Source organism: Gemella massiliensis (assembly GCF_900120125.1).
Lineage (GTDB): Bacteria > Bacillota > Bacilli > Staphylococcales > Gemellaceae > Gemella > Gemella massiliensis.
Window position 1 is genome coordinate 155,413 of the sequence record NZ_LT635545.1, and the last position, 13,924, is coordinate 169,336.

Consider the following 13,924-nt stretch of genomic DNA (forward strand, 5'->3'; position numbering starts at 1 on the left):
CTCCTATTGTATTATACTTCAACTCCCAATTTACGTGCTTTTTCTAATACATCTTCTATACCGCCTACTAAACGGAAGCAATCTTCCGGAATATGATCGTACTTACCGTCTAAAATTCCTTTAAATGCTTCTACTGATTCTTCTACCGGAACATAAGAACCCGGTTGCCCTGTAAACTGTTCAGCAACATGGAAGTTTTGTGATAAGAAGAATTGAACACGTCTTGCTCTATCAACGGTTTTCTTATCTTCATCACTAAGTTCGTCCATACCTAAGATAGCAATAATATCTTGTAATTCACGATATTTTTGAAGTGTTCTTTGAATTCTTGTCGCAACTTGGTAGTGCTCTTCTCCTACAATCTCCGGTGCTAAAGCACGTGATGTAGAAGCCAGCGGATCAACTGCCGGATAGATACCCATTTCAGTTAATGCACGTTCAAGGTTAGTTGTTGCATCTAAGTGAGCAAATGTTGTAGCCGGTGCCGGGTCGGTATAATCATCGGCAGGAACATAGATCGCCTGAATAGATGTAACAGAACCTTTTTTCGTCGATGTAATACGCTCTTGAAGACGCCCCATCTCTGTAGCAAGTGTCGGTTGATAACCAACGGCAGACGGCATACGCCCAAGTAATGCAGACACCTCAGATCCTGCTTGCGTAAAACGGAAAATATTATCAATAAATAACAATACGTCCTGTCCTTCTTCATCACGGAAGTATTCAGCCATTGTCAATCCTGTTAATGCAACACGCATACGTGCTCCGGGCGGCTCGTTCATCTGTCCGAATACCATGGCAGTTTTATTAATAACACCTGAATCTTTCATCTCATAATACAAGTCATTACCTTCACGAGTACGTTCTCCTACTCCGGTAAATACCGAAAGACCACCGTGTTGTTGCGCAACGTTGTTAATAAGTTCTTGGATAAGAACCGTTTTACCAACACCTGCACCTCCGAATAATCCGATTTTCCCACCTTTAATATAAGGTGCAAGTAAGTCTATTACTTTAATACCTGTTTCCAATACTTCTACATGAGTAGATAATTCTTCAAAGGTTGGCGCTTCTTTATGGATAGAATCTTTTCTTACATTGCTATCAGCTTCTTCCCCATGATCCACCGCTTCACCTAAAACGTTAAATACACGCCCAAGAGTAAAGTTTCCAACCGGCACTGAAATTGGTGCTCCTGTATCTACTACTTCCGCTCCTCTATTTAATCCATCAGTAGACGACATCGCTATAGTTCTAACGACATTATCACCAATTTCAAGAGAAACTTCAAGAACTAATTTTTCTTTATTTCCATCACCTTTATCTACAAATACTTCAAGAGCATTCAATAGATTAGGCATATGCCCTGATTCGAACTTAACGTCTACTACAGGTCCCATAACTTGGAGAATATAACCTTTATTCATATGTTGTTTGCTAACTTAATAGCTTCTCCTTTCTTCTTTCTATTTTGCAGCCGCCGCTCCACTAACAATTTCGGTAATTTCCTGTGTGATTGCTGCTTGTCTTGCACGATTATATTTAATCGTAAGTGTATCAATAATATTTCCTGCATTATCAGTTGAATTTTTCATAGCTGTTTTTCTTGCAGAATGTTCACTAGCCTTACTGTCCAATATACTTCCATAAATCATACTCTCTGCATATTGTGGTAACAGTACATCTAATACCGCTTCTTCCCCGGGTTCAAATTCATAAGCACCTGTTACTTGGTTATTAGAATTTTTAAACTGTGTTGTATTTTCTATCGGAAGAACTTGATCTTCCGTTACAACTTGTTGAATCATACTAACAAAGTGATTGTAGTGGAGATAGATTTTATCATATTTTTTATCAGTAAAATATCCCACAACTTTATTAGTAATCTCCTTAACCTGAGTGAAACTTGGCTCATCCGGTATATCTCTGTAACTTTCAACGATGCTATAACCATTTTTTCTGAAAAATTCAGCACCATAATTACCTATTGCAACTATACCATATTCATCATGACTTGTATGTCGCTCTTTTGTAGTATTAACAAAATTTCTTATAATATTGGAGTTAAACCCTCCACATAATCCGCTATCACTGGTAATAACTACATAAAGAGTTTTTTTCAGTTCTCTTTTTTCCAACATTGGGTGTTTAATACTACCCTCTTTTGAAAAAATAGTAGCCATTACTTCCTGCATTTTTTTCATGTAGGGATTAAATTTTTGAGTATTGGTCTGTGCTTTTAGTAATTTAGATGTTGATACCATCTCCATCGCTTTAGTGATATGACTAGTTTTTTTCGTCGAGTTGATTTTATTTTTTATATCTCTTAGTGACGCCAATTAGTTCACCACCTTTTTCTACTGAATAATTTACACTAAGCAAAAGTTTTTTTGAATGTTTCAATAACTTCATTCATAACTTTTTCTTCAGGTAAATCTTTTGTTTCTTGTATATGTCTTATAGCTTCTGTCGGATGTGCATCAAGATAAGCATATAATTCTTGTTCAAATCTATGTATATCTTTCACTTCAACATCATCTAAATAACCATGTGTTAGAGCATATAAAATCATTACTTGTTTTTCTACAGGAATAGGTTTATGTAAATCTTGTTTTAATACCTCTACCGTACGTTTACCTCGTTCAAGTTTTTCACGAGTTGCCGGATCTAAATCAGAACCGAATTGTGCAAAACTTTCCAGTTCTCTGTATGATGCCAAGTCAAGACGTAATGTCCCTGATACTTTTTTCATGGCTTTAATTTGTGCAGATCCCCCTACACGAGATACGGACAATCCTGCATTAATTGCCGGTCTGATACCAGAGAAAAATAGGTCTGATTGTAAGAAAATTTGCCCGTCTGTAATAGAAATAACATTAGTTGGAATATACGCAGAAATATCCCCGGCTTGGGTTTCAACAAACGGTAATGCTGTAATACTTCCACCACCAAAATCTTCGTTAACACGTGCCGCACGTTCTAATAAACGGCTGTGCAGATAGAATACATCCCCCGGATATGCCTCACGCCCCGGTGGACGTTTAAGTAGTAATGATAACTCACGATAAGCTGCTGCTTGTTTAGATAAATCATCATATACTATTACTACATCTTTTCCATTAAACATAAATTCTTCAGCCATAGCTACCCCTGCATACGGTGCTATATATAGTAACGGTGCCGGTTGCGAAGCCGCTGCTGTTACAACAATGGTATATTCTAATGCCCCATGTTCTTTTAACGTTTCAACAACACTACGAACTGTTGATTCTTTTTGACCGATAGCAACGTAGATACAAATAACATCCTGACCTTTTTGAGCCAAAATTGAATCTATTGCAACAGCTGTTTTACCTGTTTGTCTATCACCGATAATAAGTTCACGTTGTCCTCGCCCAATCGGTACCAATGAGTCTATCGCTTTAATACCTGTCTGGAATGGAACAGATACAGATTTACGCCCCATAACTCCGACAGCCGGCGATTCTATCGGTCTTCTTTTATTTGTATTTACCGGACCACGCCCGTCTACCGGTTGACCCAACGGATCTACTACACGTCCAATTAATTCTTCTCCAACAGGAACGTCCATAACACGTCCGGTACGTCTTACTTCATCACCTTCTTTAATATCGGTAGTTGGTCCTAAAATTACAATCCCGACATTAGTATCTTCAAGGTTTTGAGCAAGCCCCATAACTCCGGTTTTTGTAAATTCAACAAGCTCTCCACTCATTATTTCGTTAAGACCATATACACGTGCTATACCGTCCCCTACTTCAATTACTGTTCCGACATCCGTTGACTTAACTTCAAACTGATAATTTTCTATTTGCGATTTTAGTAATGCACTAATCTCTTCAGCTTTAATAGCCATTTATGTCCCTCCTTGTTTCAATTTCTACTAGATATTAGAAATTTGTTTTTTTATGCTATTTAATCTTGCTTTTATACTGGCATCAATAACTTTATTATTATAAGTTATTTTCAAACCACCGATTAAACTCTTATCAATTACATTACTAACTTCTACATTATCTAGTTGCAACTTAGCTTTAAGTTTTTCTTTTAATTCTGAAATTTGTTCTTGTGTAAGTTGACTAGCAGACTCGACTTTAACAAGAATATTTTTCGAATATCTATTAAAACGTTCTTCAAATTCTTCCAGAACAAAATTTATTAAGCTGATTTGCAAGTTTCCTGCTAATATTTTGACTACATTAACAACATTTCGATTTACATTGGTAAATGCAGCATCTATTAATTCTATTTTCTGTTTTTTTTCTATATTAGGGTTGTTCATCAAAGTAATAAAATCGTCATTTGAAGTAATTGCTAAAGCAACTTCTTTCAAATCATTAAGAACTTCTTCTAATGAGCTACTGTCACGTGCAACATCGAATAATGAATCTCCGATTTTATTAGCAAGCACTGATTTACTCATTATTTCACCCCTACCTCTTTTATAACTTTTTCTACGAAATCACCATGTGACTCACTAAGTTCTTTTTCCAAAATTTTAGAAGCTACTAATACAGATAGTTCAGCAACTTGTTTGTTAATTTCTTCAAGTGCCCTTTTCTTCTCATCTTCAATATCTTGTTGAGCATTTACTTTTAATTGTTCCGCTTGTTTTCGAGCTTCATCAAGAATTGCCTGTTTTTCAATCTTAGATTGTTCACGTGCGTCTTCCATCATTGCCTTTATTTCTTTTTGGGCATTTTTTAATTTTTCTTGATTTTCTTCAAGTAAAACCAATGCTTCTTTTTGATTTTTGGCTGCATCATCCAGTTGATTGTTTACCAACTGCTGACGTTCATCCAACATATCAATTAATTTATCCCAAGCAAATTTTTTCAGTAATACCAATAAGATTAATACAGCTACCATATTAATAGCCATATTCCCCAAGTTAAAACCTTGATGAGAAGAGTGTTCAGTAGCTAAAAATACTAAATTTTTCATTTGCTGACTGCTCCTGTTCTTCTTGTTGTTCTTTTAATCGGATATACTTATTATTTGAATGAAAGAATAAACGCTACTACGATAGCTAAGATAGGCACCGCTTCAACAAGTGCAAACATTACAAACGCATTAGATTTAAGTTTAGGTTCGATTTCAGGTTGACGAGAAACACCTTCCATAAATTTACCGAATAAATATCCGTTACCAATACCGGCACCAATCGCTGCCAATCCTGCTGCCAATCCTGCTCCAATTAATCCTACCATAATTATATTTTCCTCCTTGGATAATAAATAAATTTTTATTAATTATTAATTTTACACATTTTTTGTGTTTGTTATATAAAATGCAAATTAATGCTCATCACTAATTTTATGTGATAAATATGTAAATGTTAATATCGTAAAGATATACGCTTGGATAACACCAATAAATAGTGAGAATCCTTTCCACACTACCAACCCGGCTATACCGGCTATTGCACCGAAAACACCAACTGTTGCAAGTGATGCTAAAAGTGCTAATAAAACTTCTCCGGCATAAATATTACCGAATAAACGCATTGATAAGGTTAGAAGATTTGTAAACTCCTCTAATACCTTAAACGGTGTAATACCTATACCCGCAGATGTATATGTGCTAAAGTAATGTTTTGTTCCTTTGTACTTAATTCCTGCATAGTGAGTAAAGATTATAACTAACAACGCAAGAGAGAAAGTAAATGTCGGATCCGCTGTTACTGAATTTACATAAACTACTTCATCATAACTTACTTCTATCAGAACACCAATAGTATTAGCTACAGCAATAAGGGAAATAAGTGTTAGTGCCGTTGCCCACAATCCTTTACCATACTTCTTCCAGCTTACATTACCTTTGATAACGTTATCGCTAACAAAAACTGCAAGTAACTCAGCTGCATTTTGTCGTTTGCTATCAGGTCTTAATTTTATTCTACTAGTAATAAACATCACAAAAATAAAAGTAAGCAACAGTGTAATTAAAGTTGTGATTACACTAGGAATATTGACCGTTATGTCATAGCCAAACATTTTGGTAATAAGATATGTATGCTCTTCCATATATTTCTCTCACCTCTTTTCTTATGTATCTTATATTTCTAAATCTGTTGTATGATAAATTCAAGAAATACCTATTGAATATTATAATACCATTTTAAAATATTTACCAGCCATTTCTAAAATTTTACAAAATTTTATGAAAAAATCACTTTTTCATTATTTAGTTCCGAAAATTCTATCCCCCGCATCGCCTAATCCGGGTACGATGTAACCATGATCATTTAATTTTTCATCTAAACCTGCTATAAAAATATCCACATCAGGATGCGCTAAACGTAATGCCTCTACTCCTTCCGGAGCTGCTATTAAACACATAAATTTAATATCACTTACTCCACGTTGTTTTAATGAATTTATGGCTGCTATAGCCGATCCACCGGTTGCTAACATCGGATCAACGACAATAAATAAACGTTCTTCCGGTTTGCTTGGTATTTTTACAAAATACTCATGTGGTTGAAGAGTTTCAGGGTCACGATATAACCCGACATGCCCTACTCTTGCCGATGGTATTAAATTCATTAAACCGTCTACCATCCCTAAACCTGCTCTCAAAATAGGAACAAAAACTATCTTTTTACCGGAAAGTCGTTTACAAGTAGTAACTTGAATCGGTGTTTCAACTTCTACTTCTTCCAACGGCAGATCACGAGTTATCTCATAAGCCATTAAAGACCCTACTTCGTTAGTAAGTTGTCTAAAGTCTTTTGAACCCGTTCTCTTATCCCTGATAAAAGATAGTTTATGTTGGATTAATGGATGATCAAATACATGAACTTTTGACATAATTTCAATTCTCCTTTTTAGTATTGTTATATTTATTTTACTCTAATTAAACTTTTTTAACAAGTTAAATCTGAAATATTTTCAACCGTTATCAAAAAATATTTTCCTACTATTCAACATAAATTACTAGACTTATTTACATTAAACTATTAAAATTAGAGAGGTATATATTTATATTTAAACCTAGGAGATGTCATGAAAACTAAAAATGTTTTACTTACTTTTTTAATTACGAGTATTTTTTACTATGTTGTTCCATTTTTATTTTTACATTTTTCCAAAGAAAATAACTTATCAAAAATGGGACTTATACTGATATTATTTTTTACCTTTGCATCATTTGCGATTAATCTTATGATTTCGTTCTTTTTAGAAAGAAATATTTTAATTCCAATTATTACTTCAGTCTTGGCAGTTCCTCTATTATATACTTTTAACACCAGTGCCGTTGTTTTAATAATTATAATTATTATTTTTTCTTTTCTTGCTTATGGACTTTCCGGTTTGTTAAAATAATTAATTTTCAGGAGATTTTTATGACTACATTAAAACGAAATTTACTAATATCTACAGGCATTTATATGCTGTTTTATCTTGGACCTATCTTAGTCAACCCGTTTGCTATTCTCAATATTGCCGAAGCATTTGCCGTCGCTTTATTGGTTTATGGCGGCTTTTATCTGAGTTATATATTTTTATACACTAATAAATCAAAACTAGATGAACGTACTAAAAATACCATTATTACAATTATAATTATGACACTGGCACTTATTGTCTATTATAATCCTTTCACGTTCCCTGCAATGTTTAATATTATAATCAATAAATATCTAGCAATTTTTTTATTAGTTGGTTTATTAGTTGTACTTCTTCTGGTAGCTCAACGTGTAAAAAGCGTCTATATACTGGCAATTTTATTTGCACCGTCTATTATTCAAGGTGTTTTAATGCGTTCATCCAATCGTGCAATGTTATTTTATCTTAATAATCCAAACTTTACATTGTACTGTATTGTAGTATTATTTGCCGTCTACTATATTTATTATAATAGACGCCGTTAATAACTATATCCCCATAATTATCTATAAAACTTTTTATCGGATATATGGGGAACTTTTATAATTGATTACATATACTAACCTTAACAATTACATTAAAATCCATATAACTATAAAATATTTTTTCAGATAATTCCTACAAACTTTTAAATAATTTTTAACAATAATATGAATATCTACAAGAAACTCATTATTTAAGCAGTTTTTTATAATAGTTTTATTTAATATTTTATTGTATAATAATATTAATTATTTAATGAAAGGGTGTACATATCATGATAAATTCAGAAAACACATGGGCATTATGGGCAATTATTATAGCTATCGCAACGTTAAGTATCTATTTAGAAGAAAAATATCGTTGGGCCTCTAAAATTAGCGGGGCGATTATCGGTCTTATTATTGCCGCAACGTTAAGTAACCTACATGTTATTCCGCTTGAATCTCCAGTATATGATACAATCTGGACATACGTTGTTCCGCTTGCAGTGGCGATGTTACTCTTCCAATGTGATTTAAGAAAAATTTGGCGTGAAAGCGGACGAATGGTTATTATTTTTCTTATCAGCTCACTTGGAACAATATTAGGTGCAGTTTTCGGTTATCTTGCTTTACATAATCTCGTACCGGCACTTAATCATATTGCCGGGGTGATGACCGGTTCGTATATTGGTGGAGGAGTTAACTTTGTTGCTGTTGCGAGTGCTTTTGAAGTACCCGCTGATTTGATTTCCGCTGCAACGGTTAGTGATAATTTGCTAATGGTGTTGTACTTTTTCATACTTATAGTTATACCTACTCTTCCAATATTTAGAAAATTTTTTATCACAACATTCGATAATAAAACGAATATACAGCAACACAGTAGCGATAGCAGCAAAACGACTGTAGCAGTTAGAGATATTGCATTTACTTTTGCCACTGCGGTTATTATAGTAGCTATTAGCTTTAGCTTATCTACTTACCTCGCTTCCCTAGGCAAATCGCCTCTGATAGCATTTATTTCTAACAAATATCTATTAGTAACAACGCTGACCGTACTATTAGCATCACTTTTTCCTAAATACTTCACATCATTTAAAGGTGCTAATGAAATAGGAACTTTTCTCATTTATATTTTCTTTGTTGTCATTGGAATTCCTGCTTCAATTCAAGCAATTGTTGAAAAATCACCATTATTACTTCTATTTTGTGCAATAATGATAATTGTTAATATGCTTGTAACCTTTGGAGCGGCTAAATTATTTCGTTTTTCTATTGAAGAGGCTATTATCGCCTCAAATGCCAATATAGGTGGCCCTACAACAGCTGCCGCTATGGCTATTTCAAAAGGTTGGAATTCACTCGTTGCTCCGGCAATGTTGGTCGGCACCCTTGGTTATATTATCGGAACATACATAGGTATATTAATCGGACAGTATTTAGGTTAAACGTAAAAAAGGATTATTATTTAACTTGGTAATTAAATCAAATTAAACAATAATCCTCTTTCTTATAAATTTTTCTTAATCAAATAATCTAAACTTCATATCTAACTATAATTTTTAAAAATAAGCAAGTAGAACACTTATTTAAAATTAAATATTAAGTGTTTTTATTAAACCTTTATCAAAAACTACTATATATTTTATTCTAATTTACATCATTGCTTTCTAACTTATTTCTTCAAAAAATATTTAATTATTTTATAATTTTACAACAAGGAATGAATAACACCATCACGACATTGATTTACACTTATTACATAAGGCAGATTTCTACTATCTCTTATATTACGTCCCCCAAGTATTCCACCCGGTTCTAAAGGAAATAATACCGTATCATACATATTTCCCAAACCGGATACTATTTTCACAATAACCACTTTAGCTTTATCAGGTTTTCTTACATCATAATACTCATACTTTTTATATGGAATATTATCTACTTTTACCAATACACCACGAATTTCTTGAACAATTAAATCCGCCAGTCGATGTGCACCGATAACTCCATCCGCTGTTCGACCTTCTCCGTCAAAAAACGAGAAATCAATATGAATTATATAATCAGATGTACCGGGTGTCCCTGCTCTATCGAAATATACTCTATCCTTTAATACACCTTCTGATGATCCGATATTCGCCGGTTGATAACCCGTTCCTATTTTTACTCCGGTTACCATAACTGTAACACCAGCTAATTCATGCGTTACACCTTCTCCTAATTCTCCGGAATATTTACACGCTATTGGCATGCAATCTAAGTTAGAATTGACAAAAATATTATGTTCATGCGGTTTTATAATGTTTACTTTTATTTGTTTAATTCTCTTATCAAATGAGATAAATGTCCTAGCTATATTTTTTCTGATAATTAGCTTATTATCAATCAGCTCCGTTTTTTCACCGAACGTTACTTCGTTAATAGTAAACACTTTTTTGGTTAACTTCCCTACTCTTAACTCTTTATTGCTGTTTATATTATTCAATCGTTGTTGTTTACTTAACTTATTTTTCAAAATTGCCACTGCTTTTTTAGCGTCATAATCCGTCAAGTTATTCTCGCCTACCATACATGATTCATAGCCTGTTGTTCCCTTATTTATGTCTATGATACAATCTATATATTGATTTGTACATACCAATCGTCCCTGCAAACCGATAAAACTAAGACCTATACTTGAAATATCGTTTTTCCCGAGACTTTCAATTATATTAACAAAATCAATATGGTGATTTCCCCAACCGTCGATAGCTACTAAAGCACCGTCTACCTGCAAGGCCTTAGCTATATCACCTACTCTCTTAGCTGAATAAACCTTGTCATCATAACTTTCAGAAACACCGCTTACTATAATTCCAACTATTTCAATATCATTATCTTTTGTCGCCACCTCTACAAGTGGGCATCGATAGTGATGAAGCGTTGTCATTTTTATACTCGGTCCTAACCCCATAGCTACAACTCCTTTCCAAACAAAGAAGGAGGATACCCCCCTTCTTCATTTCTATATACATTCAATATTACACGTTATGACGGTATTCATAAGGTAATATTTTTGTTTCATTAAAACTTGGACAATCTCTTACCCATTCTAATGATTCTTTAACAATTGCTGTTTGCATAGGGATATTATTAGGTTCCCCTGCATTTGAACCGATTGGTACGTGAGGTGCAGTAATACGTGGTGCCCCTTGTTGACGAGCAATTGGTGGTAGTGCAGCAATTACACAGCAACTCATTCCTTGTTCTTCACAGCAACGTGTTACGATAGTTGCTGAACGGTGACATGTACCACATCCACCTGTACATAATACAATATCTACACCTTGTTCTTTTAATTTTCTAGCAATTTCCGGTCCTGTTTCATTGGTGAATTTTTCGACGTTACCGCCTCCACCCATAAATGTATATGTTTCTTTTGATAATGATCCGATAAATCCTTCTGCTACCAATTCATGTAATCTATCAATCGGTAACATTGCGTTTGGATCTTTATTAATATCAGAGTTATCAAAACCACCATGTGTTACCATTAATTCACTAGATGGTGTATCAAACGGAATTGTACGATATGTAAAGTCCCCTGATGTATTAAACGGTTCTTGTGATTTGATATGTATTCCACCTGCTGTAATAAATGCAACTTTACATTCGCTTAACGGTTTTTTTAGTTCTGTAAATATTGCTTTAGGTGTAATAGGCACGAAAATTTCTGATTGCATCCCTGGTTTTGTTGTTAATTTCATTGTATTTTCTCCTTAAGCTCTAGCTAATGTAATTTCCTTTTTTCCTATCACTCTCATGTGACTAAGATAAAATTCTACATCTTGATTTTCTTCTAACACCACAGTTGTAAACGCCCAACGTCTTGGTACAGCTATAGTACCCAATCCGTCCATTATTGCTACTTCTATGGCAGTATCATTTACTTGAGTAATTTTTCCTCCCAGTAAACATGGTTGCATTTCCTCATAAAGTATATCTGAACTATCATATTCATAAGGGTCTTCCATTACTTGAATATAACTAAAGTAAAATTCTAATACATGTCCCATCTCTAAAATATTATCTGTCTTAATTAGTTTTGTCGGTACAGTAATCACGCCTAAACGACCGTGAAGATGAATTTTTACTTTATCATCTTTTACTTCCTTAATTATGCCGCCCATCATTACCGGATTTATAATATAATCCATTATTACTCCTAAATTAGTGATATGTTTTACTGTCTACTAATACTGTTTCCGGAAGACCTAAAAGTTTGTTATTAGCATTAATAACGTCATTATTCCATTTTTTCTCTGCCGGTTTTACTTCTACGCCTGCCATTTTGTTTTTCAACATTTGAATTGCACGTGCTGCTACTGACGGTGTTACACAAGAACATCCGGCTATATCATTTTCAAATCCGCCTTTATCGATATTTTCTTCTACCATAGCAGTAGCATATTTGTTACCCACTACTAACTGACCTTGATAAGCACAGAATGAAACCCCTACTACCGGAATATCTCTTACCCCTGCTTGACCGATATGTTCGATAAAGTCTATATGGTTGTTACCAAATCCTTCTGTTGTGATAACTACACCGTCTAAGTCTAATGATTCAAATAAAGATCCTAAACGTTCAGATACCCATAATTTTTCATCATTTACTTGTGGTGAACCAACACAGATAACCCCGATTAAATCAAGTTCTGCATCTTCTGCTAAACCTTCTACAAGCGGTTCACGAATGTAGTGACGAGTCATTTCTTTTGTTGCAGGTCCGATACAAGTTAAAGCGTGAATAGAACCGTCACGTACTTGGTTCGGTGTTAAAATAATCGGCACGTTACCGCAGTCAACATTTTTTTGACCTCCAATGATACCACATGGTTCTGTCGGACAAATAACATTATCGTGCATAGCACCTTGTCCCATAATTTCTTTAACCAATACAACACGTGGGTTACCGCTTCTTCTTACATCTTCACATATTTCTTCTCTTACTACTTCACCGTCATAATGTTTTAATTCTTCACGAATTGCTTGTACAATAAAGTCTTGACATTTATGTGCTGCAAAAGGTCCCGGTCTTGTCATACCTGATAATCGTTCGATTGTTGCATGACAACGAATAATAATGTCGTTTTCATCTGCACAGCCCGGATGTCCATAGAACATTTTTTCATCTAAGAATCCTTCTGAAGAACCGAATTCATGCACTTGAACTCCGTCTTCATCAACACCGGTTAGCATGAATACTACACCATCTAATACTTTAGTTACACCTTCACCAAGTTTTCCTTCTACTTTTGTTGCAATAGGACACACGTCCATAATTGTTTCAGTGTAGATGTGACGTTTATCAGGATAGATAACATCTAACTCTAATTTTTTACATAATTCATCTTCACCAAGTGCAGCTTTTGCTAATTTTTTATCAATTGTAATAACACCATCTTTGATAGAAGTTTTGTCTCCTAATTTTACATCTGTTATTTTGATATGTTTTTTAGTTAATGTGCGGATTACTTTTTTCTCACCTGATTTTTCTTCTTTTTCAGGTGCTTCTGCCACTTCCGGAGCATTTCCGGCACCCACTACTACAGGAACATCTAATTTCAATCCTTCAAATTTTTCGGCTTTACCAATTTCTATATGAATCATTCCATTACCTCCGTGAGTTGTTTGTGTATAAACCGATGATTTAGCATCTTTTACTTCTTCAACCACGTTTCCTTGTTTTTCTTCTGTAATATCTTTTTGTACTTCGTTTACTTTATCCAAGTACTCTTTTTTTATCGGTGTTAAAGCTTCTACATCTTCCAATAATGTACTTCCTAACACTTCTTCTATAGTAAGCCCGTCAGGACTTAATGTTAGCAATCCCGCATCAATCATGTCTTCGAATAGACCCGGATCTTCTAAATCGGCAGCTCCGATCACTTGACCTTTCTCTCTTCTACAACAAAAAATCGCTGGATCTTTTAAGTGTTTTTCTAATGTTTCTACTGTAATAGACATTGTTTTACCTCCCAATATGTATTATTTTTATGTATA

At 34.2% G+C, this 13,924-nt stretch carries 15 protein-coding genes; 3 read left to right on the top strand and 12 right to left on the bottom strand.

The genetic code is table 11. From position 1 onward, the window contains the following. Positions 1-11: 11 nt before the first annotated feature. The 8 genes from atpD to upp all read right to left on the bottom strand — a co-directional run bounded on the left by atpD (position 12) and on the right by upp (position 6,833). Positions 12-1,427, bottom strand: a complete 1,416-nt coding sequence (gene atpD, locus BQ7358_RS03485; protein ID WP_021753370.1) for a F0F1 ATP synthase subunit beta — start codon at positions 1,425-1,427, stop codon at positions 12-14. A 39-nt stretch (positions 1,428-1,466) separates the two neighbouring features. After that, positions 1,467-2,339: an ATP synthase F1 subunit gamma gene (gene atpG / locus BQ7358_RS03490; protein WP_062174381.1), complete on the bottom strand. Its 873-nt coding sequence runs from the start codon at positions 2,337-2,339 to the stop codon at positions 1,467-1,469. 35 nt (positions 2,340-2,374) lie between these two features. Then, positions 2,375-3,877: a F0F1 ATP synthase subunit alpha gene (gene atpA, locus BQ7358_RS03495; RefSeq protein ID WP_072520220.1), complete on the bottom strand. Its 1,503-nt coding sequence runs from the start codon at positions 3,875-3,877 to the stop codon at positions 2,375-2,377. A 27-nt stretch (positions 3,878-3,904) separates the two neighbouring features. Then, on the bottom strand, positions 3,905-4,444 hold the full coding sequence (gene atpH / locus BQ7358_RS03500; RefSeq protein ID WP_062174385.1) for an ATP synthase F1 subunit delta: 540 nt from the start codon (positions 4,442-4,444) through the stop codon (positions 3,905-3,907). After that, the gene (atpF, locus tag BQ7358_RS03505) at positions 4,444-4,965 is read right to left on the bottom strand and encodes a F0F1 ATP synthase subunit B (RefSeq protein ID WP_062174387.1); all 522 of its coding nucleotides are present in this window, start codon (positions 4,963-4,965) and stop codon (positions 4,444-4,446) included. The genes atpH and atpF overlap by 1 nt, the downstream gene beginning before the upstream one ends. Positions 4,966-5,015: 50 nt before the next feature. Further along, positions 5,016-5,231 (bottom strand): F0F1 ATP synthase subunit C, encoded by a 216-nt coding sequence (gene atpE, locus BQ7358_RS03510; protein ID WP_021753375.1) that lies wholly within the window; start codon positions 5,229-5,231, stop codon positions 5,016-5,018. An 87-nt stretch (positions 5,232-5,318) separates the two neighbouring features. Continuing rightward, positions 5,319-6,047: a F0F1 ATP synthase subunit A gene (atpB, locus tag BQ7358_RS03515; protein WP_062174389.1), complete on the bottom strand. Its 729-nt coding sequence runs from the start codon at positions 6,045-6,047 to the stop codon at positions 5,319-5,321. 156 nt (positions 6,048-6,203) lie between these two features. Next, positions 6,204-6,833, bottom strand: a complete 630-nt coding sequence (upp, locus tag BQ7358_RS03520) for a uracil phosphoribosyltransferase (protein ID WP_062174391.1) — start codon at positions 6,831-6,833, stop codon at positions 6,204-6,206. Positions 6,834-7,028: 195 nt separating this feature from the next. On the opposite strand from upp, the gene BQ7358_RS03525 reads away from it, so the two are divergent. From BQ7358_RS03525 to BQ7358_RS03535, 3 genes are all read left to right on the top strand, one after another. Further along, positions 7,029-7,349, top strand: coding sequence for a hypothetical protein (locus BQ7358_RS03525; RefSeq protein ID WP_062174393.1), 321 nt, complete (start codon positions 7,029-7,031; stop codon positions 7,347-7,349). A gap of 20 nt (positions 7,350-7,369) precedes the next feature. Continuing rightward, positions 7,370-7,897, top strand: coding sequence for a hypothetical protein (locus BQ7358_RS03530; RefSeq protein ID WP_062174395.1), 528 nt, complete (start codon positions 7,370-7,372; stop codon positions 7,895-7,897). 272 nt (positions 7,898-8,169) lie between these two features. After that, on the top strand, positions 8,170-9,324 hold the full coding sequence (locus tag BQ7358_RS03535; protein ID WP_072520221.1) for a DUF819 family protein: 1,155 nt from the start codon (positions 8,170-8,172) through the stop codon (positions 9,322-9,324). 263 nt (positions 9,325-9,587) lie between these two features. Here the strand turns inward: BQ7358_RS03535 and BQ7358_RS03540 are convergent, their stop codons facing one another. The 4 genes from BQ7358_RS03540 to prdA form a co-directional block, all read right to left on the bottom strand. Beyond that, positions 9,588-10,832, bottom strand: coding sequence for a glycine/sarcosine/betaine reductase component B subunit (locus tag BQ7358_RS03540; RefSeq protein WP_062174399.1), 1,245 nt, complete (start codon positions 10,830-10,832; stop codon positions 9,588-9,590). 67 nt (positions 10,833-10,899) lie between these two features. Continuing rightward, positions 10,900-11,625: a D-proline reductase (dithiol) protein PrdB gene (gene prdB, locus BQ7358_RS03545; protein WP_062174401.1), complete on the bottom strand. Its 726-nt coding sequence runs from the start codon at positions 11,623-11,625 to the stop codon at positions 10,900-10,902. A gap of 12 nt (positions 11,626-11,637) precedes the next feature. Then, the gene (locus BQ7358_RS03550) at positions 11,638-12,075 is read right to left on the bottom strand and encodes a CBO2463/CBO2479 domain-containing protein (RefSeq protein ID WP_062174403.1); all 438 of its coding nucleotides are present in this window, start codon (positions 12,073-12,075) and stop codon (positions 11,638-11,640) included. 13 nt (positions 12,076-12,088) lie between these two features. Continuing rightward, positions 12,089-13,888 (bottom strand): D-proline reductase (dithiol) proprotein PrdA, encoded by a 1,800-nt coding sequence (gene prdA / locus BQ7358_RS03555; RefSeq protein ID WP_062174405.1) that lies wholly within the window; start codon positions 13,886-13,888, stop codon positions 12,089-12,091. Between the last annotated feature and the right edge of the window lie 36 nt (positions 13,889-13,924).

Bases quoted from the DNA above. Each gene is read 5' to 3' on its own strand.
- prdB (WP_062174401.1), bottom strand. From the start codon at position 11,625: ATGAAATTAACAACAAAACCAGGGATGCAATCAGAAATTTTCGTGCCT.
- BQ7358_RS03540 (WP_062174399.1), bottom strand. From the start codon at position 10,832: ATGGGGTTAGGACCGAGTATAAAAATGACAACGCTTCATCACTATCGA.
- BQ7358_RS03535 (WP_072520221.1), top strand. From the start codon at position 8,170: ATGATAAATTCAGAAAACACATGGGCATTATGGGCAATTATTATAGCT.
- prdA (WP_062174405.1), bottom strand. From the start codon at position 13,888: ATGTCTATTACAGTAGAAACATTAGAAAAACACTTAAAAGATCCAGCG.
- BQ7358_RS03530 (WP_062174395.1), top strand. From the start codon at position 7,370: ATGACTACATTAAAACGAAATTTACTAATATCTACAGGCATTTATATG.
- atpF (WP_062174387.1), bottom strand. From the start codon at position 4,965: ATGAAAAATTTAGTATTTTTAGCTACTGAACACTCTTCTCATCAAGGT.
- atpE (WP_021753375.1), bottom strand. From the start codon at position 5,231: ATGGTAGGATTAATTGGAGCAGGATTGGCAGCAGGATTGGCAGCGATT.
- upp (WP_062174391.1), bottom strand. From the start codon at position 6,833: ATGTCAAAAGTTCATGTATTTGATCATCCATTAATCCAACATAAACTA.
- atpB (WP_062174389.1), bottom strand. From the start codon at position 6,047: ATGGAAGAGCATACATATCTTATTACCAAAATGTTTGGCTATGACATA.
- BQ7358_RS03525 (WP_062174393.1), top strand. From the start codon at position 7,029: ATGAAAACTAAAAATGTTTTACTTACTTTTTTAATTACGAGTATTTTT.
- BQ7358_RS03550 (WP_062174403.1), bottom strand. From the start codon at position 12,075: ATGGATTATATTATAAATCCGGTAATGATGGGCGGCATAATTAAGGAA.
- atpD (WP_021753370.1), bottom strand. From the start codon at position 1,427: ATGAATAAAGGTTATATTCTCCAAGTTATGGGACCTGTAGTAGACGTT.
- atpA (WP_072520220.1), bottom strand. From the start codon at position 3,877: ATGGCTATTAAAGCTGAAGAGATTAGTGCATTACTAAAATCGCAAATA.
- atpH (WP_062174385.1), bottom strand. From the start codon at position 4,444: ATGAGTAAATCAGTGCTTGCTAATAAAATCGGAGATTCATTATTCGAT.